A 26,693-nucleotide genomic window follows, 5' to 3' on the forward strand; every position below is an offset into this window, starting at 1 on the left:
ATTCAAAAATTGTAAAACTTTTTTTGCCTCATCGTTCAGTTTTCAAAGTTCGTCTGCCGCTCTTGGCGACTAAATGATAATAACATTTAATTCATTTTGATGTCAACAACTTTTTCGTTTGTTCAACGTTTGTCGCTGGCAACAGAGATAACTATATCACCTGCTTTTTGATCTTGCAAGCATTATTCTAAAAAAACTTTTAAATCTTTTTCTACATCATCCAAAGTTCGAATCCCAACTCCTTAATGGAAGAAGGAAGAATAAATCACTTTAAAGAATACACTTATATCTAAAAACGACTATAAACCTATAAGGAGTCAACCAATGATGCAATCCGATTTACAGCAGCCTAAGAAACGTTCACCGTTCAGAATCTGGTCTGGTACACAAATTTATACGCTTAAGCGACGAATAGAATGGATGACGGACAAACGAAAGTATGTTTCAAAACGAAACACTGACCCGATGTCATATCTGATCCATACACACCGAACTCCTTTGTATCGCCAACTCCGAGATGTCGACATGGAAGTCCAGCATAACAAGGTAACCAACCTAAAAATTGCAATCACCAAACTGAACGGCTCTATCCTGACTCCAAACGATGTCTTCTCCTATTGGAAGATGATCGGCAAGCCAACGAAACGTAAAGGATACGTCGACGGAATGATTCTCCATTACGGAAAAGTCACTTCAGGAATCGGTGGCGGACTTTGCCAACTGTCGAATCTAATCTATTGGATCACCTTACATAGCCCATTGACCGTGACCGAACGTTATCGTCACAGCTACGATGTGTTCCCAGATTACCGACGGGACCAACCTTTCGGAAGTGGCGCGACATGTTCTTATAATTATCTCGACTTACAAATCACAAACCAGACGGCACAAACGTATCAACTCCTTCTATATATAGAGGGAGATCATCTCGTCGGGGAATGGCGCTCGAACATCCCGAATAAAGAACAGTATCGTATATATGAAGAAAACCATCATTTCACCCGGGAATGGTGGGGTGGAACGATACGACATAACCAGATTTTTAGAGAAGTCACTTCAATGAATGGCACACATCTTCGAAATGAGTTCATCACAGAAAATCACGCGATCACGATGTACGATCCATTCCTTCCTGAAAATACTGCATACAAAAAAGCCGACTCGTAATAACAGAGCCGGCTTTTCAAATGAACTTATGCGTGTGGCAAGAACATAAAGTATGCCAAGAAGATGACCAACATCCCATACATGATCGGATGAATCTCTTTCGTTTTCCCTTTTGCAATCATCATGAGTGGGTAAAGGATAAACCCAAGCCCAATTCCCGTTGCGATTGATGATGTAAGTGGCATCATGATAATCGTCAAGAATGCAGGAACTGCAATCTCGATCTTTTTCCAATCGATATCAAGAAGAGCCGAAGCCATGAGCACACCAACAATAATCAGCGCAGGAGCTGTGACTGGCGCCGTAACAACTGCCAAGAGAGGCGAGAAGAACAATGCCAAACCGAAGAACAATCCTGCGAAAACAGCAGTCAATCCTGTTCGTCCACCAGCAGCGACACCTGCTGACGATTCAACGTATGAAGTCGCTGTAGATGTTCCGAAGATTGCACCTGCCACCGTCGCTGTCGAGTCAGCTAACAACGCCTTACTCGCACGTGGTACTTTGTTCTCTTTCATGATCCCAGCTTGACGCGCTACCGCGACGAGCGTTCCTGCTGTATCAAAGAAATCGATGAAGAAGAACGTCAAGATGACAACGAGCATTTGAAGCGTGAACACATCACCGAAGTTGATGAAGGCTTGACCGAATGTAGATGACATACTCGGCGGCATCGACACAACGTCTGAGATTGCTGTCGGTGTCGGCACAAGACCGAAAATCATCCCGACAATCGCCGTCAACAACATCCCGATGAAAATACCACCTTTGATGTCGCGCGCCATAAGCAAGGCGCTGACCACAAGACCGAACACCGCGAGAAGCGTCGTGCCCGTACCAAGTGAACCAAGACTAACAAGTGTTGCTTCATTCGCGACAACGATGCCTGCGTTTTTCAAACCGATGAAAGCGATGAAGAAACCAATCCCTGCAGCAACCGCCATTTTGAGCGGAGCCGGAATCGCATTAACAATCGTTTCGCGAATTCCTGATAACGTCAATACGATAAAGAAGAGACCTGATACAAGTACACCTGACAAAGCCGTTTGCCAAGAAATACCCATCCCGATGACGACGCTATATGCGAAGAACGCGTTAAGGCCCATGCCTGGCGCAATCGCAATTGGGTAGTTCGCGAGAAGTCCCATCGTCAATGAACCGACTACCGCGACAAGACCTGTCGCCACGAAGACCGCTCCAGTATCCATACCCGCTGCCCCAAGAATGTTCGGGTTAACGAAAAGAATGTACGCCATCGCGAGGAAAGTTGTAAATCCTGCGATCAGTTCCGTGCGGACACTCGTACCGAGTGCTGTGAGTTGGAAGTAACGATCGATCCGACTCGTCGTTGATGGTTGTTGCTGTTCTTGCTTGAGCTGTGTGCTCATTTGTTTTCCTCCTTGTGCTCGCCGTAAAACGAGAAAAGGCCCCCGGCAAATGACCGAGGACCCCACGCGAAACATACGAGGGCATACACCCTCATCCATGTCTCGCCGTAGTGAAATCATTTAAGGTGATTTCGTAGAGACTCTCGGGCCATATCCCCGATATTATACGGCAAAATATTTTATAATTGTTCGGTTATAATAAGAACGTTCTTATCGTATCAGCGTAAAAATAGAATGTCAACTAAATTCACGGATTTTACATCGATAAAAAACGTTAATGTTCGGTTTTAAGACAAAACAGAGGGGAATCCCCCTCTGTTCCGCTTATTCCCATTCGATTGTTGCAGGTGGCTTAGACGTGATGTCATACAGCACACGGTTAACGTGGCTGACTTCGTTTACAATCCGGACAGAGATCTTCTCAAGCACATCCCATGGAATACGTGCCCAATCGGACGTCATGCCATCGATGGAAGTGACCGCACGGACACCGACAGCATAGTCGTACGTACGCTCGTCACCCATGACTCCGACCGAGCGAATCGGCGTGAGCACCGTGAAGTATTGCCAGATGTCGCGTTCAAGTCCAGCTTTCTTCACTTCTTCACGTAGAATCGCATCGGATTCACGCACGATTTCTAACTTCTCTTCCGTGATTTCACCGAGGACACGAATTCCGAGACCTGGACCTGGGAACGGTTGGCGCCAAACGATATAGTCAGGAAGACCGAGTTCTGTACCGAGTGCACGGACCTCGTCTTTAAAGAGCGTGTTGAGTGGTTCGATCAACGTGAAGTTCATATCTTCCGGCAATCCACCGACGTTATGGTGTGATTTGATTGTTTGCGCTGTGTCTGTCCCACTCTCGATGATGTCTGTGTAGAGCGTCCCCTGTGCGAGGAAGTCCATATCGACGAGTTTCGATGCTTCTTCATCAAATACGTAGATGAACTCGTTTCCGATAATCTTACGTTTTTGCTCAGGGTCCGAGACACCAGCCAACTTCGTCAAGAAACGTTCTTGTGCATCGATTTTGATGACTTTCATGTTGAATCCGTCTGCGAACGTCTTCATGACGCTATCCGCTTCCCCTTTACGAAGGAGACCATGGTCTACAAACATACACGTCAACTGGTCACCGATTGCGCGATGAACGAGTGCGGCCACGACAGAAGAGTCGACACCGCCCGAAAGCGCACAAAGAACTTGCTTATCGCCAACGATTTCACGGATTTTCTCCACTTCGAGGTCGATAAAGTTTTCCATCGACCATTCGCCTTTCGCACCACATACTTCATAGATGAAGTTTTTCAAGATGTCGTTTCCGTACTCCGAGTGACGAACCTCTGGATGGTATTGGACACCGTACATTTTCAACTCATCGTTTTTAATTGAAGCGACCGGGCAAGACGGGTTCGTTCCATCGACGATAAATCCTTCCGGTGCTTCCATGACGAGGTCACCGTGGCTCATCCATACTGTATGTTCGACTGGAAGACCGGTATAAATCGCTGATGCTTCCGGCGTCGAGAACAATGTCGCTTTTCCATATTCACGATGAGCGGCGCGTTCCACACGACCACCGAAGTGATGCGTCATAAGTTGCATGCCGTAACAAATTCCGAAAATCGGAATGCCAAGTTCAAAGATCTCTGGGTCGCAACGATATGCGCCTTCCGCGTATACGCTGTTCGGTCCACCTGAGAAGATGATGCCGACTGGGTTCAATTCGCGAATCTCGTCTGCCGTCATCTTATGCGAATGCAACTCACTGTATACGCCAAGGTCACGGACACGACGTGTGATCAACTGATTATACTGACCACCAAAATCAAGCACCAAAATCATTTCTTGTTCTACTTTCACGAAATCTCCACCTTTCTGCCTTCTCCTCAAAAAAAGGACGCGCCTCTCCCCAGATTATCCAAACCGAAGAAGAAGCACGCCCTTTTCTTTGTATACGAAACGTGCTCCTTCATAGTCGGTCCATTTACGGTGGTCCGGTAGAGACTCTCGCGCCAATTCACGAGTATATACGAAGGAATGCCATGTTCAATTATCTAACTAATGCGTCTATCTTACTTGATGCATCCCGTCACTTCAACTCATAATTCGATGAATCATGATTTTCCAATATTCTTTATATTTTGAATTCGGCTCTTGTTCCGCATAAACAGCTTGCTCAAACAAAGCCGTCAGACGGGTCATATCATTCGTTTCATAGTAGGCGTCGACCTCTTTGGCGAGTTCCGAAGGCGTACGTCCCTCAATTTTGAATCCGTTCGCACGCAGTCGTTTCATCAAATAGCGGTGCATCGAGACGAGGCGCCCATCCGTGAGCGGACGACTCATCCACCAGACATACATGATTTGACGCTCGATGATTTTCCGGTTCCAAACGAGGACCGCCACGAGGAAGAGAATGACAACCCATCCCCACACCGGCATGTTACGTGCCTCCTCTTGAACATCACCTGTCGTCACGTCATCGATCAACAAATCTTCTTGCGGACGGTTTTGCGTATCGTTGTCCTGATTTGCTTGGGGATCATTCGCAGCCGGCGTCGTATCTTCCGTATCCGTTTCTCGTTCCATCTGCAATAAGTTGGCGTCCGAGAAACTGATTGTCGCTTCTAACGGAACCCAGCCCGCGCCTTCAATGAAATACTCGACCCACGAGTGGGCGTGACGATTTCGAATCGTATGTTCTTCCTCACCTTGAATGACCCCTCGTGTGTCACCCATCGTAAATCCTTTTACCCAACGCGTCGGTATGCCGTTCGCGCGCAGCAATACGGCAGCTGACGTCGAGAAGTTATCGCAATACCCGATTTGTGTGTCGAACAGGAACTGGTCAACATAATCCGTGTCCCCTTCCGGTTGTGCCACATTTTCGGTGTCGTATTGAAATTCTCCGTTTCGGAAATAGGCTTCTACCGCTTCCGCCTTCTCGTTCGGTGTCTCACTCTCCGCCGTGATGTCAGCGGCTAAATCTCGTACACGCTCTGGCAACGATTCCGGTAGCTGTAAATAGACCTGTTGCTCTTCTTCCGTGAGCGATGTGATCTCTTCATTTAATGCCAGTTGTTCTTCAGAGAAAGCCGGGACACTATAACGAAGTTGGATCGTCCGCGGAGTCGATTGTTCCTCATTTTCAAATACAATCTTTCCGGACGGTTGCATCGTAATCGTCTCGTTCGGGAAAGCCCGTTCGATATCACCGACTCGAAATTCGGTACCGGACTCTGTTTCGATAGCTTGCGGATATTCTCCACCATAAGGAACAAACGGTTGTCGGCGCTCAAAACGTAACAATGCCTGTTCCGGTGTCGTATCCACTTCCGAGTCCACTAACTGACCACGATTGTAGTTAGAGTCCAGGACTGGTGATTCGACCCAACCTTTCCCCGTATAAATCGCCTTGGATTCGATACGCCAATAGCGTGCCGGCACGCCGCGAGCGATGAAGACGATGCCGTCATCCTGTTCGAACGGACCACCTAGCGATTCGTCGTTCACTCCATACCCAACTCGACCCGGGCCACTCCCATCACCTTCCGTCGTCGCATTCCGAAAACTCGTAGTGATACGGTCAGACCAATCGCCTTCAAGCGTGGGTGAAGCACTTGCGAGAGCCACGACGACACTGAGGAGTAGTCCGATACTGACGAATCGGACGAGCGATTGACTCGGTCGTTTTGCCAAATCGGTGACAAATAGTAAGAGGAGCGATGTGACGATGGCATACAGGATATTGCCTTCCCCGTCATACAACGTCCACGTATCAAAATAGGCCATGATGCCGAGAGTCGACACAATCATCCCAAGGGCAAAACTATAACTTGGATACGTTCGTCCGACGAGCACAGCAAACAGTAAGCCGATCAGCGCCATGGCAGAGAAGAAAATCGCTTCATTCGGCAGTTCACCGCTCATGACACCCATCAAATCTTCCATCCATAGACCAAACCAGTCCAAAATACTGCCGTGATAGGCATACAAGACGATGAGGAAATTAAGAAGCGAGATCCCAAGAAAAGCTGCCCAAGGCAGAATACTGGCAAACATCGGCACGATGAGCAGGAAGTAAAACGGCCACGTCACATCGAACGTCGTACTTCCAACAATCGGCTCAATCCAGAACGACAACAAATAGGCGGCAAGCGCCGTATAGACGATTCGGGTTACCCATGTCTTCATACCGTCACCTCATTAACTGCCGTGTAGAGATGATAGCTACCCTGTGTCTCATGCATCAACTCTCGAATGGACGTCGTTTCAAAAGGACTGATCAAAATCAAATCTCCAGTTTGTTGAGGCAGTTTCTGCTTCACTCGTTCGACGAGACGCCCCTCAGCTTCTGGCGTTGCGGTCAACAAGTAATGACCGACTTCTGCACTCTGGTCAGGAAGATGGAACAGTCGCACCTGCTCTTCAATGACGTAGAGCTCAAACGGCAGATTTTTTCGTTCTAACTGACGAATCGCTCCAACAAGTAAGGATAGGGAACGTTCAAATGCCTCTTCATACCCGGCAGAGACGGCTGGTACGAACACGAGTGAAAGCTTCTTCTCTTGTTCTTGGTCAAACGTCTTGGTCATCAAGTTCCCTCGGCGTGCGGATGCCTTCCAATCAATCCGTCCGATTCGGTCTCCTGCCGCATACTCCCGAACCCCGCTGGTCGTATTGGCCACTTCGGTATATGTCCGCATTTGACGATATTGCTCCCCACGACCCCCGACATGTTCGTCTCGAGGTAAATCAAACGGCAACTCAGCGGGTGACACCTCGACGACCGTCTCGAGTCGTAACGTCCGCTTCCGGTCGAACAGACCAAATACGTCACGTACATTTAGAACGGTGCGGTCAAAGACATGAATCCCACGCTTGATCGCCTCGACCTCATAATGGACGACTTCTGCTTGTCGGAAAAAACGGTCTACAGGCACGACAATCGTCTTGTCTTCATCCGTCAAACGTTGTGGCAATCGCTCCTCTAACGTGACCATCCCAATCAAGAAAGGGTACTTCCGTTCAATTCGTAACTCGACGTCCATTGTTTGTCCAGAAACAAGTCGCTTCGTTGTCACACGGCGCACCACATTTGCCGCCGTGACCGGATAAATCATAAAGAGTGTCCAGTAGACGGTCAACACAGCGAACGACCACCATAAGGTCGAAGCGACGATACTGCCTTCGATGCGGGCAAATGCATACAATCCGAATGCCGCCGCCCATACAACGAACAGCTTCATCCAGTTTTTCATACTTCATTGACCTCACGATCCATCGGGACGGGCAACGTATCCAGCCAATCTTGAATCAGCTGATTCGGTGATTTTCCTTTATACCGTGCTTCTGCTGTCAAGAGTACGCGATGTCCAAGCACACTCGTCGCCATCGCCTTCACGTCATCCGGTAAGACGAAATCGCGATTATGGATATACGCCCACGACTGTGCCGCTTTCATTAACGCCAGTGTGGCTCGCGGACTTCCTCCTAAATACGTATGCGGATCTTTTCGAGACTCATGCACCAATCGCACAATGTACTGTTTGACCGCACTCGACACATGCACGTCTCTCACTTCACGTTGCATGAGTTCGACTTCTTGCTTCGTAATCACGCTCTGAAGCGCCTCGAGCGGCTCTTCTTTTTCAAACCGCGACAATAATGCAATCTCTTCATTGAATGTCGGATAGCCCATCTCGATTTTAAGTAAGAAGCGATCCAACTGTGCTTCCGGCAATGGATACGTCCCTTCATGCTCAATCGGGTTTTGTGTCGCCATGACGAAGAAAGGTGACGGTAACACTTTCAATTCCCCGTCCACTGTTACACTTCTCTCAGCCATCGCCTCAAGAAGAGCTGATTGCGTTTTCGGTGAGGTCCGGTTAATTTCATCCGCTAAAATGATGTTACCCATGAGCGGACCTGGTCGATATTCAAATTCCCTCGTTTTTTGGTTGTACATCGAAATCCCGGTCAAGTCGGACGGTAGCATGTCCGGTGTGAATTGGATGCGCTTAAAATCTAAGTCAATCGCTCGGCTGAACGTACGGACGAGCATTGTCTTTCCGACTCCTGGTACGTCTTCAAGCAGCACATGCCCACCTGCTAGCAAGGCAGTGAGACTTTTTGCGATGACTTCTTCTTTTCCGACAATCACGGTTTCAATAGCAGTAATAATCGATTGGACAGTTGGACGGTACATGACGGACTCCCCTTTTTCTCTGATCTAGGATGACTGAAAGTTAGAATGTTCTGACTTTATTGTGACACAAGCGAGTGTCGGAAAGAAAGAAATACCGCACCCAAATGCGCTTCCTATTTCTTTACCCAAAAAACGTGTCCGTTCTTTAGAAAAAACGGGCACGTTTATCGATTACTCTGGACGCTGCACGTCAAATAGTTCCCCAAGGGTCGCATAACTATTGCCAGCCATCCGACTGACAGGCGCAAGCCGTTTAGCATCGATGCGTCCTTGAGTATATAACTCTCGGTCAATATGGAAACGGACAATTCGCGCAATCAATAAATCAGCAGTCGTTTTTCCGTCATGTTCGATCGGCAAGTGATGATGGAGCACACATTCAAATCGAACCTTTGCCTCCTTGACTCCTGGCGTCGAAATCACATCACTCGGTTGAAGCGTAAAGTCTGTACGAGACAGCTCACTCTCATCTGCCGCAAGGTTGGCGGCCGTCTCGTTCACGTTGATGACGTTCGTTTCATCTACGACATGAATCACTAGTTCATTCGTACGGAGTGCGTTACGCGCCGTGTCTTTCATGACGCCATCTTTTCGTTGAACCGAGACGGAGACGAGCGGAGGGTTGGATGCGACTACATTAAAATAGCTAAACGGGGCGGCGTTAATCACGTCCCCATTTTGTGTTGTGATAAACGCAATCGGTCTTGGTACAATGCTGCCAATCAAAAACTTATATGTGTCTCGTTCAGTCAAGGCAGACGGTTCAATTGATAACATAGACTACACTCCTCGTTGTTTTATCTTAATATCAAGGTAATCACTTCGTTAAATAATGTCAACGCAAAGCAGGTTGACACGTGTACATTTCATGTATTTTGGGTAAATCGCATTATGTAGATGTGATTTTCAGCATTTTTTATAAGCAAATTGCTTCATTTTCCTTTCCCGGTCTCATAAAATTCAGGGCAAGGAAAAGGTGACCTCTCGTTTTTTATGTTCAAGGAAGGAAGTAGAACGAATGATCAGCAAGTGGATTGAACAATTGAACAGTCGTCAAATACTCAGTATTTTATATAGTGTCTGTGGATTCAGTCTGGTTTTAACCTTGATTGGAGCCTGGTTCGTGCGTGATGGGAATGTCTCTACTCTCGAACTCACTGCTCTCCGATGGATTTGGATGATTGGGCTCGTCATGTTCATCAGTGCCATCTTATTAATCGGACGCCCACTCATCAAACGGATGGCCGACCAGAACAGCAGACTGAAAGCGAAGAAAGAAAAGCTCGAAAACGTATTAAATGAATCGAAATTAAATGAAATTAATCTTCAATATCGCAATGAGTTGATTGAAGTATTGGCCTCGAAAGAATCCTTATTTGATTACTCTTCTGTTATTGAAAAGATTGTGTTGCTTACAAAATCTGAGTTCGGCGCCCTCTTACTCACTAAAGACGGAGAAATCACGTCTGTTGTACCGAAAGAGATGACCGAAGATCAACAAGAAAGTCTAAAGAAAGATTCCCTTTTGCTTAAACGAGTCATGATTTCAAAGTTACCGGCCGCCACTTCTAAGCGGGTCGTCGATGCGTTACACACGTATCCATATTATATATATGAGACGGTCATCCCGATTATGGACCCATCAGATAATAGTCTCATTGGATGTCTCTATTTGGCACGTTACGACGAACAGTACGATGCCAGTGAAAAATCGGAGTTGAACGCGTTCGCTGGTCAACTCGCCATCTCACTTCTCCGCATGCAGCTTTATCGCCAGATGCAACAGGATCGGAAAGAGACGGCGCAACTAATCAATTCTGTACGTGAGGCCATTTTATATGTGAACTATGAAGATGACACTATCGTCGGCAATCGCGCCTTCATCCGTATGTTTGATGATTTACACTTTGACTATAAGGGATACGAAGAACTCTCTGCCATTGACATCGATATCGAACAGCTGGCGGAAAGGGTCGATCAACATGAACAGTTTGTCCGATACTTCGAACGCGTCTTCACGCAAGATCCGCCGGAGGATGGGCTCACGATTTCAATCGACCAAGGCGATTGCTTCATTCAACTTTATGCCGAAAGTGTCTATCGAGACCGCAAACTCCGTGGAACGATGCTCGTCTTACGTGACGTCACGGCCGAAACAGAAATCGATCGGATGAAATCCGAACTCGTCTCGACCGTCTCACATGAATTACGGACACCATTGTCCTCGATTTACGGATTTACTGAACTGATGCTGTCACGAGATTTGAAGGAAAGTCGTCGTGAACTGTATTTGAAGACAATCCACGATGAAGCGAAACGACTCTCGTATCTCGTCAACGATTTCTTGGATCTTCAAAAAATGGAGTCCGGAAAGCAAACGTTCGAGTGGGAACCGGTCGATTTATACAAGCTCATCACAGACAGTGTCGCGTTTTATCAGGAAACGACGGACCGGCATGAACTATTCATCGATGCCGATACCGAACAAGACTTTATTATCGATGCAGACTTAGAAGGGATGCGTCAATTACTTGGTAACCTATTAAGTAACGCCATCAAATATTCGCCAGATGGCGGGAATATCCTTGTATCGCTCGAACGTATAGACGAAGAGGTCGTGATGAAAGTGAGAGACCACGGTATGGGTATACCGAGTGCCTCGCTCCCTCACCTCTTCGGGAAATTTTACCGCGTCGATAATTCGGATCGTCGTAAAATCGGAGGTACCGGTCTCGGTCTCGCAATTTGTAAAGAAATTGCCAAAGCCCATGATGGTCAACTCCATGTCGAATCGGTATACGGGGAAGGAAGTACATTTATCTGTGAACTACCAACCTCAAAAGAACCCATCATGCAATAACACGGTCCAAACGACCGTGTTATTTTTGACTCTTTTTTGCCTAATTTGGAAGGAATCCTTTTACAGAATATAGAAAGGAAAGAAACCGATTCATTTTCGTAGATGTAGGTTATCCTATCCATTTATTTTTGCACGTTTTAAGTCGAAAACAAGATATACTGAATATAAAGAGATTGCTAGGATCGGAGGACTTGCCATTGGATCATCGTGACCCACCTTTTTCAGAAATTGGAGATTTTAATCAATGGGGACGTTTCGAGATTGACGTGCCTCACATGGGGGAGCAAGCGAAGTTTCAAACTGCCGCTGCTTTGATTCGGAAGCATGTGCCATTGCGGCTTGGTGGTTTTTACATTGTTGCGAGCGAAGAGGAAATTTTGCATAGTGGCTCTCATGATGCGAATCTTCAAAAACATTTGATTCATCTATTACAGCAGGTCCTTAACGGTCATATTGAAGACGAACGCCTCGTTCAAGAACAAGTGTGGACTGTGCATTATTTTACAACGCCATAGAAAAGAACTCGATTTAAGTATCATTACTTATCTCGAGTTCTTTTTGTTTACTCCCAACGTGACATCATTGAGATTGTTTTTTCATAGTATTCTGTAGCAAGTTTGTACTTTCCTGTGCTTCTTAATTCTCTAGACAACCACAATGCATACTTATGAGTGTAGTATTCATCATATGCTTCAAAATTAATTAACAGCCCTTTTTAGACTTTGGATTAACTCATTTTGATCAATTTTTTTATACTTACTTACGTAAATATCAAAGTGATAGTTAAACTCTACTAAATCATCTTGATCCCCTTTTAACTCATAGCCTATTGCCAACCATTCCATAATGCCTTCAATATTATTTTTAGCGGCATTGACTTCAAGCAAAGACATTACACTATATAGTTTACTTTTTGCTCCTTCTTTAACCTTAAAACTATCAAGAAAATATTTTTGTGCTTTCTCTTGATCCCCAATTAAAAAATATATATCCCCCATATTGTTATAAAGCATTCCATAATAATCGTTCAATTTTGCCTTATCTGCCACTTTCGCTGCTTTTTCATAATGTTCTAAAGCAATTGTGTATCGTTTCCGACGTTTAAATGACAAACCGATGATCATGTGCGACTCGATAATTCGTTCCAAGCAAAAATTCTCTTGAAAATACTCGAGTGCCAACTTCACGTAATCAATAGCTTGAGAATAATCTGTAAATCGGTGATAAAGTGCGCCCATCACATATCGCATATCTGCTTTTTCCCAATCAGGAATACTTGAATCCGCAAGCTCTTTACCAACATTCTCTAACAAACTCACAGTAGTTTCTCGATCAGCCGACTGATAGAGAAACATGTAGAGGCACTGCAATAAATCGTATCGCAAACGATTGTCTTTGTTTAGTTGATCTTTAATCCAACCTACTTCAATTAAATATTGAACATTACCACCAGGTGTGAGACCAAATCGCGCTAGCGTGATTAATAAAGTAATGTACAATTCCTTCGATTGTAAGACAACAGGATTTGTTTTAAATTTTTCAATCCTCTTAAAATACTTATCTTCTTGGCGTGACAATAATGCTTCTTTCAATATATCTCGAATTTCTTTTTTAGTTTGATCTACTTTTTCACTGAAGTCATAATAAAGTGGAACCTCTAATTCTAACCTTTCAAAAATCAGTTCTAAGACTTCGTCACTAGGAGTAGTTTGATTATTTTCAATTTTACTTAAGTATGAGATTGAGCAGATTCCTCTAGCAAGCACTGACTGCTTCATATTTTTCCGCATACGTTCTACTTTTATTAAATTCCCAAAGTTATATTCCATATCAAAAAGTAGCCCCTTCGAACTAAAATGGTTGGTTTTTTCAAAAAATATTAGTCTTTTTGTCACGCATACAGGAAATTCGCCACAAAAAAGCATCTTAAAAGAGCATTTCTAGGAATGATTTTCCCAACCAAAACATCCCCCTTTATAAAAGATGACATGATAATATTGAACTAGTAAAAACAGTTTCTACAAATTTCCTAGTTAATTTTTACTAAATAACACATTTCAATTATTTATCCGGGGGTGAAAATGACAAATGGGAAAACTAAGTTTCTTACTTGCCGAAGACTACATTAAGCCTAAAATTTATTTTAAGTCAAAGCAAGTTCCAACCATGGATACAATGTACACTTCTGAAGATCATAATAATTTTTCAGGGTTAGAGCACCTGACCCAATTGTTAAGTTCTCCTAGAGGTTTCATTGTAAACGCTTTTCAAATCGATTACTATCAATCATTACCTCGACTGATAGCTCGTTCATTGAATCACATTCACTCTTTCAAAAAACTTTATATTCTAGGACCTGAACTTTCCCTCTCGATTTTAAAACGAAGTACAAAAACAATTTATGAAAAACAGTTACTTGATTATGAATATATTAACGTTGAGCAGGATTCAGACTTTGTTACTAATCAATGCATGACCCTACTTGAAGAAGGACATATTTTGTATATTTTGCCCGAAACATCAGTTTGCTGGAGACCAAATTTACTCAATGAAACTGATAAGATATCACATTCTCTTTGCAGTACGTTATTGAGTCAACAAGTAAATGTTTCTATTCTAGCAACTGCTGTAAAAAGTGAATCTGAAAAAGTAGTGATCTTTCCTGCCGACACTCCAGATGCTTACTCAGGAGATTTGGAGACACGTATATATCAGCAATCTGAGACACTATACCGATTGTTCGATTCTTTGAAAGCTGACGAATGATCTATGATAATTTAGGTTTTTCTGCTTTAAAAGCATAAAATAATAATTTGATGGAGGTTTTATTAATGAAAAAAGTAACAGGAATACTATTTATCGCTACAGCAGTTTTACTTTTAGGAAGTTCTGTTAGACCTCTAGTAGATGATATGCCTCGCATTGTTAAAGTAAATGAGCCCGTCAAATTACACGTTGATGATATGCCTCGTATCGTTAAAGTGAACGAACCAATCAAACTCTTTGTTGATGATATGCCTCGCATTGTTAAAGTAGACAAGCCTGCTAAACTATTCGTTGACGACATGCCTCGCATTGTTAAAGTAGATGAACCAGTTAAACTACTTGTTGATGATATGCCTCGCATCGTTTAATCTGATTTACTCCAGACGCCTTGTGCGTCTTTTTTCATTTTAAGAAAAAAGGTAAATGAATTATATATTCCCCTCCATTTTTTCCTTTTTACTTATATAATAAACAGGGACAACCTAGATGCACTCTCATACGCCGCCCTTGTCACTAGTTTAATGAATAAAGGAGTTTGAACATTGAATGAAACAAAATCATCATGGAGTTTAAAGCTGTTACTCAGCTCTTCACTTGCAATATCCGGGGCAGCAATCGTCCCGTTCCAACTGGATTCATCTGGTATTCAATCGACTGTTGCTGAAGCCGCCTCGACCTATACCACTACCGCCAACTTAAATCTTCGCTTAAGTGCAGCCACTTGGAGCCCTGTCCTGTTGACCATTCCATCTGGCTCAAGCGTCACGTATATCAGTACATACGGTTCGTGGTACAAAGTCAGTTATGGAGGCAAAACAGGATATGTCTCTTCTCAATACGTTACGGTCTCGAACACTTCTGCTTACTATAAGACAACAGACCGATTAAATATGCGTCTTACTGCCGCTTCATGGAGCGATGTCGTCACCGTGATCCCTGCCGACGCGACCGTCAAGTATGTCAGTCGCTATGGGTCATGGTACAAAGTGACGTTCAATGGAAAGACGGGCTACGTCGCTTCTGCTTATTTAACAGCTACGAGTGCTCCCGTCCCACCTTCGGACTATTATAAGACGACTGCCAATTTAAACCTTCGTCTCAGCGCCGCTTCATGGAGTTCTGTCGTCACGACGATTCCGTCGGGTGCGACGGTCAAATATGTGAGTCGCTACGGATCATGGTATAAGGTTACCTATAATGGAAAAACTGGTTACGTTTCTTCTGACTATTTAACGGCGACGACAGCTCCTGTAACCCCGTCTGCTTATTATGAAACGACCGTGAACTTGAACATGCGCCTTAGCGCGGCCTCTTGGAGCAATGTCTTAACCGTCATTCCGGCCGGGTCGGTCGTCAAGTATGTCAGTCGTTACGACTCGTGGTATAAAGTCACATACAATGGAAAAACCGGTTATGTAGCATCCGAGTACTTGAAGCCTACGACTGTCACGACACCAACCGATACAGACGGAACTGGTAAAACGGTCGTCATCGACGCAGGGCATGGCGGAAACGACCCTGGCGCTGTCTACGGATCGGTTTACGAGAAAGTAATTGCACTTGATATCGCGAAACGCCTTGCTGGCGTCTTATCGAGCACATATGACTACAACGTTAAATTGACTCGCTCAAACGATACGTACCTCTCCCTTGACCAACGTGTGTCACTCAACAAGTCTTATAAAGGGGATGTGTTCGTCAGTCTTCACGCGAACTCTTCTGTTTATAACACGGCTCATGGACATGAGGTACTCGTCCCAACGTCAGATAGCTATACGACAAACCCTTACGTTTCTGCCAGCCGTAGTCTCGGCTCAAGTATCAATAAAGAGATCGCTTCACGGATTTCCACGATTCAAAACCGTGGGGTCAAGTATCAAAATGTATACGTAGTCGGACGTAACGTTTCACCTTCTACCCTTGTCGAATACGGATTCATCAGTAATTCAAGCGACCGCTCACATTTAACGAGTACGACATATCGCCAACGAATGGCTGAAGCAACGGCATCCGGCATTCATCAATTCATGCGATCTTATTACTAAAAACAAGGAACTTAGCACTCAGCTAAGTTCCTTGTTTGATATTGACCCGCCAAATCATATGTGATGCCCCGGGACCCCAATAATGTTCGAGGATATGAGATGGCTCACCCAATCGTTTTTGCCAATAGGCTTGGGCGCTCGGGAATCCGGCATCTAAATAAAAGACGTCTTTCCCTCGATCCGAAATTTCACGCATCATTTCTTCTAACAAGTATTGTCCGACACCTCGCCGCTGCATACGAGGTGACACATAGACACTCCCTAACTCGATCGCACCACGCTCAATTTGTATGTTTCCTGAGATGATATCATTCGGAGGTAGTAACGCCCCTGCTCCCACAATGATTCCGTCTTCTTCCACAATGTACAGTTGAACGGTGTCATCATCGAAATGATCTTGAATCGTCGTGTTCAGACGTGCCACTTCTTCATCGAGCAAATCGGCATCTTCAAAACGCTCTCGTCGAATCAAGTCACTCAGACTCTCCATAAACAAGCGCTGCAAGGATCTCACGTCTGATTGTTCGAGTGCGCGAAAATTCAAGACGTCCACTTCCTTTTCTTTTTTGTCCTACTCTTTACCCTCACGCATCCGTTGCGTAACACTCGGGTATGAAGGAATCATTTCCTCGAGTGGCTCATAACTCAATTTACCGTACGTTTTCCAAATGACTAAAATCGCAGCGGTCCATAACGTGATCGTCAAATGAATAAACCCGATTGGATAACCACTTTCCGCTTCGAACCCGACCATCACGAGCATGACATTAAACATCGTATGCATGAGAAAGACCGACCATAAATTACGCGACGAACCATTGTATACCCAAGTGATGAGAATCGTATAAGCCATCACGGCTAATCCATATGCCCAAAACGATAGATTCGCCTGAACTGTTCCAACCATGAGGAAGAGCGGAATATGCCATAGCGTCCAAATCACTCCGAGTGACAAGCTGGCTAGAAGCGGCTGGAGTCTTGATTGCAAGGCGTCGAGCAAATAGCCGCGCCATCCATACTCTTCCTGCACCGCCCCACCGAGAAATAGCATATAGAGAAAGTATGGGACGATCCACCACGGTTCGCGAACGAGTAAGGCATCGCTTCGATCCGTCCACCAATACGCCACGAGAAATAAGAACGGCACCAGCAAAAGGGGAATCACATACATCTTCCAACTCATCTGGAACTGAACGCTTTTCCGAAAAAGATGTGTCACCCCTTCCCCACCGCGAAGTCGATACATCGTGACGAACCCTGCAATGCTGGGTCCAAACGCTCCCGAAATAACGATTGCCATAATCGGTAAATCGGTCCACCAGTACAAACTTCCCCATATAAGCCATGAGTAGCCGAATGAGACCAATAAGAACAAGTGAATGTATTTATTTTTATACATAGTCAGCACCCCTTCAGCAATGTAGTACCCGTTATTTGATTGGAAGAATAGCATTTGAATCTTTTTATATGTAATTACAATTGTTCGGCATATAATAAAGTGAATCATAAATTAAAAACCCTATGAGGTATCGACACTATGGAACAGATTAGCACGCACACAACGAGTCATAATGAATTTTTGATGATGCTCGCTTTCCTCATTGCTAGCGTTTCAGCCTTGATGGCACTCGAATTAGCGAAGCGGGTCACAGGAGGTGTGACAACGTCTCATCGTACTTGGATTTTATTTGGTGGTACCACCCTAGGTCTCGGCATCTGGTCCATGCATTTTGTGGCCATGCTCGGTCATGCTTCTTTACACGAAAGCACGTACTCCATCTGGCTCATTATCGGATCGATGATTCCGGCGATTGCCGGGTGCATCCTGTCGTTCGGTTTGATTTCCCGAAAGACGACATGGATGACCTTACTGCAATCTTCCGGTTTGATGGGATTCGGAATTGTCAGCATGCATTATATCGGGATGACCGCTATACAAAGTGTTCAATTAGACTTTGATCCCTTATGGGTATTGATTTCGATTGGTATCGCTTGGGGCGCTTCCTTTCTCGCCTTATGGGTAGGTTTCTTTTCATCCTACTCTATGCAGCATTCCGCTTTTTCCGTGAAACTGATGTTCTCCCTTCTGATGGGGACAGCTATTTTCAGTATGCACCTTGCTGGAATGCGGGCAACGACCATTATCCCCGATGCTTCACCCGTCAGGCAGGTTCCGATTGATCCGACCCTACTCGCATGGTTAGTCACAAGCATCGTATTTCTCTTATTCGGGATGTACTTTATTGCGTATACGTTAGAACGACAAATCCAAAAACGTGACCTCTTCCAAACGACGATTTTAGAATCGACAACGGATGCCGTAGTGACGACGACAAGCGATGGTGAAATCCAATATCAAAATCAAGCGTTCGCTCACTTATTCGAGGGGCATGTAACAGAACCATTTTTTCAAGATTATCATCCTTTGCTGTCGGCTCAACAGCCGTTCTATCAGCCGGTACAAATTGACACGAATCATCGTACGTTAGAAGTGACGTCTTACCCACTTCAAGATGGTTCGAACAATCAAGTACTCTGGTTTATCCGAGATGTGACCGAAGCAGTCGCCTCTCAGCGTCTGATTGAACATATGGCTTTTCACGATGCATTGACGGATTTACCAAATCGGCATAAACTGGATGCCCTCTTGAAGGAATGTATCTCACAAGAACGTTCGGTCGCCTGTTTATATATCGACGTAAACCGCTGGCGTTTCCTAAGTGACATTCTCGGGCATCACGGAGCAGATGAGTTGATCATTCAAGTCGCTGACCGCCTCAAACATACGATTCACCCAGACGATGTGTTGACACGAATCGGACCATCCGAGTTTGTCATCTTACTATTTGCGCAACGAAGTTCGCTCGCTCATCAAAAGGCTGAAAAATGTATTAAGGCGCTTTCATCCAGCTTCGACGTGGATGGCGCGACTCTTGAATTGACGATGAGTGCGGGAATCAGTCATTTCCCTAAGGATAGTGCTTCTTCTGAAGAACTTATTCAGTTTTCTCGTCTTGCCGCTGATGAATCCAGACAAGATGGAGAGAATAATATCAAATTATTCGAAGAATCATCACGACCTCAACTCTTGCGCAATATCGAGATAGAAAAAGCACTCGTCACCGCACTAAGTAAAAACGAACTGACACTTGTCTATCAACCGAAAATCGATTTGAAGCGGAATCGATTAGAAGGCGTGGAAGCGTTACTTCGCTGGCAACATCCACAAATCGGAAAGGTTGCGCCATCTGACTTCATCCCGATTGCAGAAAACACGGGGTTAATTCATTCGATTGGTCATTGGGTCATTCGGGAAGGCTGTCGCACTTGGGTACGTTGGCAACGGACTGGGATACGTCCCTTTACATTATCCCTTAACGTCTCCCCCCTCCAATTTGCGCGCGAAGACTTTGTTGATACGCTACAATCCATTCTTTTGGAGACGGGGATGGACCCGATGTATCTCGAATTGGAAGTGACCGAGTCCTCGATGCTTTCATATGAGGCCTCGACTCGTGAAAAACTGACGCAGTTGCATCAGCTCGGGATCCTCATTTCTCTCGATGATTTTGGGACCGGCTATTCTTCTTTCAGCCAACTTCGGGAACTTCCTGTGCAAGTGCTGAAAATCGATCGGTCGTTTATCGAGAACCTGTTCACCGACCGCAATCAAGAGGCCATCGTCCGCTCGATGATTCAACTCGGTCACAACCTGGGCATGAAAGTTCTCATGGAGGGCGTGGAAACATCCGCTCAACTCGAATGGTTACTCAAGGAATCATGTGACTACGTACAAGGCTACTACTTCAGTCTTCCGTTGTCTGAGACAGACGTTCCGTTTCATGTCAAAGAGACGACCACCTATCTCGAGTTCGGAAAACACTAAAAATCGCTCCTGTCCATTTGACAGGAGCGATTTTTAGTTACGACACGCGTTCTTTTTCTTCTTCACGAATCAAATGATATTGATCGAGAATCAACTGAGTCAACGTATCCCCCTCATGAAGATGAAGGTATTTTTCAATCGTTGACGAGATGCCGTGTTCTTCGATCGACAAGTTCAGCTCCGATGATTCCGAATCCTCCGGGTTGTAGTAATGAAGGGCTGCTGCAATCCCGTAAGCGAGTTCGTTTGGCTCGATGCCGTTATCCATCAATTCGCGTGCCGGTTTGACGAGACGGTCGCTCGGTCCAAGTTTACGAATCGGCGAACGCGCCACGCGCGACACTTCATCCTTCAGTTTCGGGTTTTCAAAGCGCTTGATGATTTTTTGAATGTATTGGCTATGCTCTTTCGCCTCGAATCCGTATTTCTCAAGCAATAACCAACCTGTCTCATACAATGCGCCTTGGACGACTTGACGCACGCGACGATCCTTCAACGCCTCGTCAATCGTTGCCTTCCCGAACAACGAGCCGATATAAGAGGCGATGGCGTGTCCCGTATTGACCGTGAATAATTTCCGTTCGATATACGGTCCGATCTCCTCGACCCACGTCACGCCTTGAATCGGTGGTTGTTCGTTGAGCCCTTGTGTCTCGATGACCCATTCATGGAACGTCTCGACTTCCACGTAAAGTGGATCCTCATGTTGTTGTAGCGGGACGATGCGGTCGACAGCCGCGTTCGGGAAGAAGACATTCGCCTCCCCGACACCGCCACACGCCTCTACTTCTTGACGAAGAATTGCACTCCCACCAATCATGTTCTCACATGCGATGACATAGACCGGTGCATCCTCGACTTCACGAGCACGAAGTCCTTCGCTGATCAACGGTGCCACTTTTGAGAGAAGTGACGGTCCGACAGCCGTCGTCACGAGATCTGCTTCTGCGATTAAGTCCACGACACGAGCCGGTTCTTTCAAACTATTGACACCACGAACCCGGTCGACGACGATACGATCGACGCCGTCTTCTGCGAACCCGACCTCATAATGACGTTTTACCTCAAGCGCTTCGATGACCGTGTCATTGATGTCGACAAACGTCACCTCGTAACCGCTTTGATTGAGCAATAATCCGATAAATCCTCGTCCAATGTTCCCTGCCCCAAAATGAACAGCTTTCATTTACGCCACCTCTTCCATAAAGAGCGCCAAGATTTCTTCTTTCGTTTTCGCCTGAACAAGACGCTCCACATTACTTTCGTCCGAGCAGAGAATCGCGATTTGCGAAAGGAGCTCTAAATGTTCATCATTCACGCCTGCAATTCCGATGACGAGTTTGGCCGTTTGACCTCCAAAGTCGACACCGTCTGGTACTTGCAGGAACGAGATCCCCGTCTTCTGAACCGCTGATTTCGCTGCTTCTGTACCGTGTGGAATGGCGACGTGATTTCCGATATAGACGTTGGCGATCGCTTGACGTTCATGCATCGCTTCTACATACTCCGGCGTCACACAGCCGGCGTCTTGTAGGACGGCTCCGGCTGCTGTGATCGCTTCCTCTGTCGTTGCGAATGTTTGGTTAAGTCGAATCATCTCTGTTTGAATGAATGGCATTTTGATTTCCTCCTAATGGCTAAACCGTATCTCTATCTGTTCTGAGTTCAAGAAATTTTGCTGCGTTCCGCTTTAATTTCTTCTACCAATTGGTCGTAGTAATCGGCGTTCAAGAAGTTCGTGACCGAACGATGAATCGCATCCGGTGCTTGCGCTTCCGCACGCTCCGTCAAATCTTCGTGTGTGATGACGAACTGGGCGTCTTTCGGCAAGTTGCTGATGGACGTATTCGTCACTTTGATTGGCAAGTTCGCTTTGTTGACCTTGTTCCGGAGAACCGATGCTCCCATGGCACTCGATCCCATTCCAGCGTCACAAGCGAAGATGATGTGGTCGACTTTATCAAGACGATCTGTCACGAGAGTCGATGCGTAAGACTGTTTGCCTTTCATCGCACTCACGTTTTGTGTCGCTTCTTCGAGTGATACTTCCTCTGCTGCGCTCGATTTCAAGATGACACTCGCCACAGCGAACGTGACCGCTGCTGACAAGAGAATCCCTGCCACGAGTCCGAGATATGAACCGCGTGACGCCATCGCAAGAATGGCAAAGATACTACCTGGTGAAGCAGGTGCGACGAGACCGACATCAAAGAGTACGAACGTGAAGATCCCTGTTGCGCCCCCTGCGATCATCGCAAGGATCAAGACTGGCTTCATCAATACGTATGGGAAGTAAATCTCGTGAATCCCACCAAGGAAGTGAATGATGGCTGCACCCGGTGCCGTACGTTTCGCTGCACCTTTGGCGAAGAACATATAGGCGAGAAGTAATCCAAGACCTGGTCCTGGGTTTGCTTCAAGTAAGAAGAGAACTGATTTTCCAGCGTCGGCGACTTGATCGACACCAAGCGGACTCAAGATGCCGTGGTTGATGGCGTTGTTCAAGAAGAGAACTTTTGCTGGTTCGATGAACAGACTCGCAATCGGAAGCAATTTCGCGCCGACAATCCAGTCCACACCTGCCGCCATGACTTTATCGAGGGCACTCATGATCGGACCGAAGATTTCAAATCCTCCAAGCATGAGAAGACCACCGATGATTCCAACTGAGAAGTTGTTGACGAGCATTTCAAATCCTGCTTTAACTTTGCCTTCAAGGGCACGGTCGACTTGGCGGATGACATAACCACCGAGTGGACCCATGATCATCGCACCGAGGAACATCGGAATGTCGGTACCGACGATGACCCCCATCGTGGCGAGTGCCCCGACGACACCACCTCGTACGTCATGAAGTAATTTACCACCAGTGAAACCGATGAGTAATGGTAAGAGATACGTGATGGTTGGACCAACGAGTTCTGCTAATTTTTCGTTTGGCCACCATCCTGTTGGAATGAAGAGTGCTGTGATAATCCCCCAGGCAATGAAGGCGCCGATGTTCGGCATGACCATCCCACTGAGGAAACTACCGAACCGTTGTACTTTGACTCGGACCCCGCCCGAGCTTGCTTGCGTATTCGCCATGTATAAAACCTCCAGTCGTTTAAATGTGAAAGGTTGAATGTGTAGTGTAGCTAACCGGTTTGTGCTCTACACCTGTATTGTATGCCTGGAGTAAGCGCTTTCTCAATTCAATCCAGTTCACACTTTGGCAACATTTTATGCCAAACAAAAAAATGACCATGGTTCGGTCATTTTTCGTACAATGTCTCATGAATCATTTTCTTCATGCATTCGTGCAGGAGCAAACGGAGGTCCTCTTTTGTCCCCGTGCTGTATAGCCGCATATGCTCCTCACTCTCAATGAGCGACCCGCTGATCGCACTTAGGAACTGAAGCTCGATGTCACGTGCTTCTTCCGGTGCAAGCAAGACAAGCAGACGTGTCACGGGTTCGGTCGACTGATCCATCATGAGGAGCGGAATCGATGTCGTTAAATCAAACGCAAACACACTCGCCTTCTCAATCGAGGCATGTCGTCCGTGGAATAACGCCAGTTTCGTACCAGGCACACCAAGGCCCGCGACCTCGTGACGACGAAGCAGTTGGGCAGAGAGCTGAATCCCGCTTTGTACGAGGTCACGTTCTTCTAAATGTGTACCGATATCAAGCAAGATATCTTCTAAACGGTCCGTATTATTGAGCGTGACCAAATCGAACTGGTCATCCATCCGCTCGAACGTCTCGACCAATTCCCCGAGTTCTGCGAAATCAAGCATCGTTGACCGCGGCTTCGTTGCGAGTGTCTGAAAGGATTGCGGTAATGACAGTAAGAGATGGCGGACGCGTTGCACTTCTTCACTCGTCAAAAGCGGGTTGACGATTAACGTTGGTACCGATAGCGGTGGTAACGGTACCGTCGACAAGATGACATCATATTCTTCCAATCGGTGCTGTTCGAGTCCGAAAAGTGATGAGTTGACGACGTCTTGCATCTCTGGGAACTCTTGGCGTACCCGATTGACGAGCATCTTCGACGAACCGAGTCCGGCCGAACAGATGACGAGCGCCCGATATTCGCGGCGGCGCACCGGTTTGACGAGTGCTGCCGCAAAGTGCATCGCCCAAAAGACCGTCTCTTCTTCGGAGAACGTATTCGTCCCAAAGACGATGTCGGCGGCCTGTTGAATCGCCGAACGAAGTCCAGGATAGTCGCGGTCGATGTGGGGCTTGACTGTACTCGTCTCTGGTAGCGCCTGCGTATTCATACTCGAGAGGATGTGCGCGAGCAGTCCCCGTTCGAGTGCCGTGTCATCCGTAAAGGTGAATCCATAGATGAGCGAGACGTGATGAATCAGTTTATGCACCCGAATCTGCATAATCCAGCGTTCTTCCTCGTCTTCTTTCATTTGATCTTTAATTGAGCGCAGACGGTTCGCCTCTTCCGCGAACCAGACGCGTTCCGCCATCGAGTAGGTGATCCCGAGTGCCTCTTCCATATCGGTGGCGACTTTCAGATAGTCCTCGGACCGTCCTTTCGTATACATCTCTAAAAAGAATCCAGAAGCTAACCGCTCTTGTTGTACCCCGTAAGCGAACGTGACTCGCATGATGGTACGGTCGTCCATCCGCTCAAACGCGCGAGACTTTAAATAATCATAGCCGTCCCGAAGACCTTCAAGCATCTCCTCGCATGGCACCGTCTTCAAAAAAGCAGGAATGTAGTCATCTTCTCCACGGACGAAGCGATAAAATGCGAGCGTGTCCCAGTGGGCAAGCAGAGCGTTGATGAGTAGCTTACGCTTCTCGGACTCATAACCGAGCACTCTAGCCCCAACACCTTTTTTCCGTTCAACTTCTAAATGATACTCTTCGAACCATCTGTCCAATTTCTCTAAGTCTTGCGTCAACGTGCTCGGCGAAACGTGCATCTGTTTAGCGACCGCCTGCAATTTGAGTGTATCGTTCTCAAACAAGAGACGCCACGCCAGTTCAAATAAGCGGTCCTCGCTCGTGGGGATCGCTTCTGCAGATAAGATGAGATCTTCTCGTAACTGTTGTTTCGCAGCTGGTTTGCCAACCAAGCTCAGTCCATGACCGCGTTGCCAAGCGAGTTCAAGTTCGAACTCTTTTAAGATGCCTTCAAGTAATTGTCGTTCTCGTTGAATCGTGCGCTCAGACAAATTCACCGCCTGCGCGATTTCGGCGAGCGGTGTCGATGTCTCAGTTGCCAATAAGTGTAGTAAAATCGACCGCTCTCGCGCGGTCCACTCATGTCTCATGCTCATCCATCCATTCTTCGACAAGTAGTCGGTATTCCTCGAGCGACAGGAGTTGTCGGACTGACCGGACACGTGCGGTTGGATGGGTGACCGGGGTCGCCCCTTCCTGATAGAGAATCAAATCCACCTCATTCGGGATGTTTTGAATCGTTCCGTGCGTGATCGTACAAGACAAGCGCCCCTCGCTTGCCTGCGCGAATAACTTCGCCGCCATCGCACTTGTCACAAACCCGCTATGGCAAGCAATGTATACGTTCATGTCAGCCCTTCTTTCGTCGCTTATCTTTATCTAATCATAAGTTGGAACCGCTTACTTCTCCTACTATTTTGCTTGTTGGCAAAGATATCGGCAAGGAGTAAAAAGGTTATGTCTACGTCACTAGACTCACTCCTTAATAAGGAGCTAAAGTCTTCATGAAAGTATTCATCTACGGTTTAATCGACAGTTCATTAAAGATATACTTTTAGATTAAAATATCTATTCTTGTAATGAATTGTATTATAATTTATTACATCTTGTATTTACAGAGAGGAATGGACAGAATTGCCTAACTTTAATTGGGAGCATTTAAACCACTTACAGCTCGGAAGATATGCAGAGTACTATGCAAAAATGGAATTCGCGTCCTACGGATGTGACGTCTATACATCAGAAGTAGATGATCACGGAGTCGATTTTGTCATTAAAGATTCCAATAACCGCTTTTGTGAGATTCAAGTAAAAGCAATTCGTAATTCAGGATATGTTTTTATGCAAAAAAGTAAATTCGACCTTACGACTCCAAACCTTTATTTGACACTTCTTTTATTCACCCAAGACGCACACCCTGAACTTTATCTAATCCCTAACGTCGCTTGGTTAGCCCCCAATGAATTATTCGTTGATCGAGATTACGATAAACCCGGACAAAAGAGTAAACCTGAGTACGGATTAAACATTTCAAGAAAGAACAAATCCTTACTTGAACACTATCGATTCGATACAATGATTCAATCATTTATTCTAAGGCAATCCGAAGGAACTAATTAAAAACTGCACTTTGTATGTTGAAAGTATCCAACAAACAAAGTGCAGTTTTTAT

General features: G+C 45.9%; 22 protein-coding genes and 2 riboswitches. Of the genes, 8 read left to right on the plus strand and 14 right to left on the minus strand.

The window, feature by feature from the left end:
* Window positions 1–324: 324 nt before the first annotated feature.
* The gene (locus tag BBB58_RS00005; RefSeq protein ID WP_084543007.1) at window positions 325–1,167 is read left to right on the plus strand and encodes a VanW family protein; all 843 of its coding nucleotides are present in this window, start codon (window positions 325–327) and stop codon (window positions 1,165–1,167) included.
* Between the two features lie 26 nt (window positions 1,168–1,193).
* Here the strand turns inward: BBB58_RS00005 and BBB58_RS00010 are convergent, their stop codons facing one another.
* From BBB58_RS00010 to BBB58_RS00035, 6 genes are all read right to left on the minus strand, one after another.
* Window positions 1,194–2,555, minus strand: coding sequence for an NCS2 family permease (locus tag BBB58_RS00010; protein ID WP_015880700.1), 1,362 nt, complete (start codon window positions 2,553–2,555; stop codon window positions 1,194–1,196).
* 88 nt (window positions 2,556–2,643) lie between these two features.
* A riboswitch (purine riboswitch) is annotated at window positions 2,644–2,745 on the minus strand.
* A gap of 134 nt (window positions 2,746–2,879) precedes the next feature.
* The gene (gene guaA / locus BBB58_RS00015) at window positions 2,880–4,403 is read right to left on the minus strand and encodes a glutamine-hydrolyzing GMP synthase (protein ID WP_074037843.1); all 1,524 of its coding nucleotides are present in this window, start codon (window positions 4,401–4,403) and stop codon (window positions 2,880–2,882) included.
* Between the two features lie 110 nt (window positions 4,404–4,513).
* Window positions 4,514–4,614: riboswitch (purine riboswitch) on the minus strand.
* 41 nt (window positions 4,615–4,655) lie between these two features.
* Window positions 4,656–6,755: a transglutaminase domain-containing protein gene (locus BBB58_RS00020; RefSeq protein WP_074034691.1), complete on the minus strand. Its 2,100-nt coding sequence runs from the start codon at window positions 6,753–6,755 to the stop codon at window positions 4,656–4,658.
* The gene (locus tag BBB58_RS00025) at window positions 6,752–7,822 is read right to left on the minus strand and encodes a DUF58 domain-containing protein (RefSeq protein WP_074034692.1); all 1,071 of its coding nucleotides are present in this window, start codon (window positions 7,820–7,822) and stop codon (window positions 6,752–6,754) included. The genes BBB58_RS00020 and BBB58_RS00025 overlap by 4 nt, the downstream gene beginning before the upstream one ends.
* Window positions 7,819–8,769, minus strand: a complete 951-nt coding sequence (locus BBB58_RS00030; protein WP_074034693.1) for an AAA family ATPase — start codon at window positions 8,767–8,769, stop codon at window positions 7,819–7,821. The genes BBB58_RS00025 and BBB58_RS00030 overlap by 4 nt, the downstream gene beginning before the upstream one ends.
* 171 nt (window positions 8,770–8,940) lie before the next feature.
* Entirely contained in the window at window positions 8,941–9,546 is a 606-nt protein-coding gene (locus BBB58_RS00035) for a flavin reductase family protein (protein ID WP_074034695.1), read from the minus strand.
* A gap of 241 nt (window positions 9,547–9,787) precedes the next feature.
* On the opposite strand from BBB58_RS00035, the gene BBB58_RS00040 reads away from it, so the two are divergent.
* Together BBB58_RS00040 and BBB58_RS00045 are read left to right on the plus strand one after the other, a co-directional pair.
* On the plus strand, window positions 9,788–11,629 hold the full coding sequence (locus tag BBB58_RS00040; protein WP_074034696.1) for an ATP-binding protein: 1,842 nt from the start codon (window positions 9,788–9,790) through the stop codon (window positions 11,627–11,629).
* Between the two features lie 197 nt (window positions 11,630–11,826).
* Window positions 11,827–12,144, plus strand: coding sequence for a hypothetical protein (locus BBB58_RS00045; protein WP_074034697.1), 318 nt, complete (start codon window positions 11,827–11,829; stop codon window positions 12,142–12,144).
* Window positions 12,145–12,327: 183 nt separating this feature from the next.
* Here the strand turns inward: BBB58_RS00045 and BBB58_RS00050 are convergent, their stop codons facing one another.
* A complete protein-coding gene (locus BBB58_RS00050) occupies window positions 12,328–13,458 on the minus strand; it encodes a tetratricopeptide repeat protein (protein WP_244150648.1) in 1,131 nt (376 codons plus the stop codon).
* A 259-nt stretch (window positions 13,459–13,717) separates the two neighbouring features.
* On the opposite strand from BBB58_RS00050, the gene BBB58_RS00055 reads away from it, so the two are divergent.
* The 3 genes from BBB58_RS00055 to BBB58_RS00065 all read left to right on the plus strand — a co-directional run bounded on the left by BBB58_RS00055 (window position 13,718) and on the right by BBB58_RS00065 (window position 16,440).
* Complete coding sequence (locus BBB58_RS00055) at window positions 13,718–14,395, plus strand: hypothetical protein (protein ID WP_074034698.1); 678 nt, start codon at window positions 13,718–13,720, stop codon at window positions 14,393–14,395.
* 65 nt (window positions 14,396–14,460) lie between these two features.
* Complete coding sequence (locus tag BBB58_RS00060; RefSeq protein WP_074034700.1) at window positions 14,461–14,763, plus strand: hypothetical protein; 303 nt, start codon at window positions 14,461–14,463, stop codon at window positions 14,761–14,763.
* Between the two features lie 174 nt (window positions 14,764–14,937).
* The gene (locus tag BBB58_RS00065; protein WP_074034703.1) at window positions 14,938–16,440 is read left to right on the plus strand and encodes an N-acetylmuramoyl-L-alanine amidase family protein; all 1,503 of its coding nucleotides are present in this window, start codon (window positions 14,938–14,940) and stop codon (window positions 16,438–16,440) included.
* A 22-nt stretch (window positions 16,441–16,462) separates the two neighbouring features.
* Here BBB58_RS00065 and BBB58_RS00070 read toward each other — a convergent pair whose 3' ends face one another.
* Both BBB58_RS00070 and BBB58_RS00075 read right to left on the minus strand, forming a co-directional pair.
* Window positions 16,463–16,984, minus strand: coding sequence for a GNAT family N-acetyltransferase (locus BBB58_RS00070; RefSeq protein WP_074034705.1), 522 nt, complete (start codon window positions 16,982–16,984; stop codon window positions 16,463–16,465).
* 27 nt (window positions 16,985–17,011) lie between these two features.
* A complete protein-coding gene (locus BBB58_RS00075; protein ID WP_244150649.1) occupies window positions 17,012–17,839 on the minus strand; it encodes a type II CAAX endopeptidase family protein in 828 nt (275 codons plus the stop codon).
* A gap of 138 nt (window positions 17,840–17,977) precedes the next feature.
* On the opposite strand from BBB58_RS00075, the gene BBB58_RS00080 reads away from it, so the two are divergent.
* Window positions 17,978–20,326: a bifunctional diguanylate cyclase/phosphodiesterase gene (locus BBB58_RS00080; RefSeq protein ID WP_074034709.1), complete on the plus strand. Its 2,349-nt coding sequence runs from the start codon at window positions 17,978–17,980 to the stop codon at window positions 20,324–20,326.
* A 37-nt stretch (window positions 20,327–20,363) separates the two neighbouring features.
* On the opposite strand, the gene BBB58_RS00085 is transcribed toward BBB58_RS00080, so the two are convergent.
* The 5 genes from BBB58_RS00085 to BBB58_RS00105 all read right to left on the minus strand — a co-directional run bounded on the left by BBB58_RS00085 (window position 20,364) and on the right by BBB58_RS00105 (window position 25,870).
* Complete coding sequence (locus BBB58_RS00085; protein ID WP_015880685.1) at window positions 20,364–21,512, minus strand: mannitol-1-phosphate 5-dehydrogenase; 1,149 nt, start codon at window positions 21,510–21,512, stop codon at window positions 20,364–20,366.
* A complete protein-coding gene (locus tag BBB58_RS00090) occupies window positions 21,513–21,944 on the minus strand; it encodes a PTS mannitol transporter subunit IIA (protein WP_026824364.1) in 432 nt (143 codons plus the stop codon).
* 47 nt (window positions 21,945–21,991) lie between these two features.
* Window positions 21,992–23,413 carry a PTS mannitol transporter subunit IIBC gene (locus tag BBB58_RS00095; RefSeq protein WP_074034710.1) on the minus strand — a complete coding sequence of 474 codons (1,422 nt, stop codon included), beginning with the start codon at window positions 23,411–23,413 and terminating at the stop codon, window positions 21,992–21,994.
* A 167-nt stretch (window positions 23,414–23,580) separates the two neighbouring features.
* On the minus strand, window positions 23,581–25,611 hold the full coding sequence (locus tag BBB58_RS00100) for a BglG family transcription antiterminator (protein ID WP_074034711.1): 2,031 nt from the start codon (window positions 25,609–25,611) through the stop codon (window positions 23,581–23,583).
* Window positions 25,601–25,870, minus strand: a complete 270-nt coding sequence (locus tag BBB58_RS00105; protein ID WP_074034712.1) for a PTS sugar transporter subunit IIB — start codon at window positions 25,868–25,870, stop codon at window positions 25,601–25,603. The genes BBB58_RS00100 and BBB58_RS00105 overlap by 11 nt, the downstream gene beginning before the upstream one ends.
* Window positions 25,871–26,155: 285 nt before the next feature.
* On the opposite strand from BBB58_RS00105, the gene BBB58_RS00110 reads away from it, so the two are divergent.
* A complete protein-coding gene (locus BBB58_RS00110; protein ID WP_196431521.1) occupies window positions 26,156–26,641 on the plus strand; it encodes a DUF4365 domain-containing protein in 486 nt (161 codons plus the stop codon).
* Window positions 26,642–26,693: the final 52 nt, after the last annotated feature.

Origin of the sequence: Exiguobacterium profundum (assembly GCF_001909285.1) — a bacterium.
Lineage (GTDB): Bacteria > Bacillota > Bacilli > Exiguobacteriales > Exiguobacteriaceae > Exiguobacterium > Exiguobacterium profundum.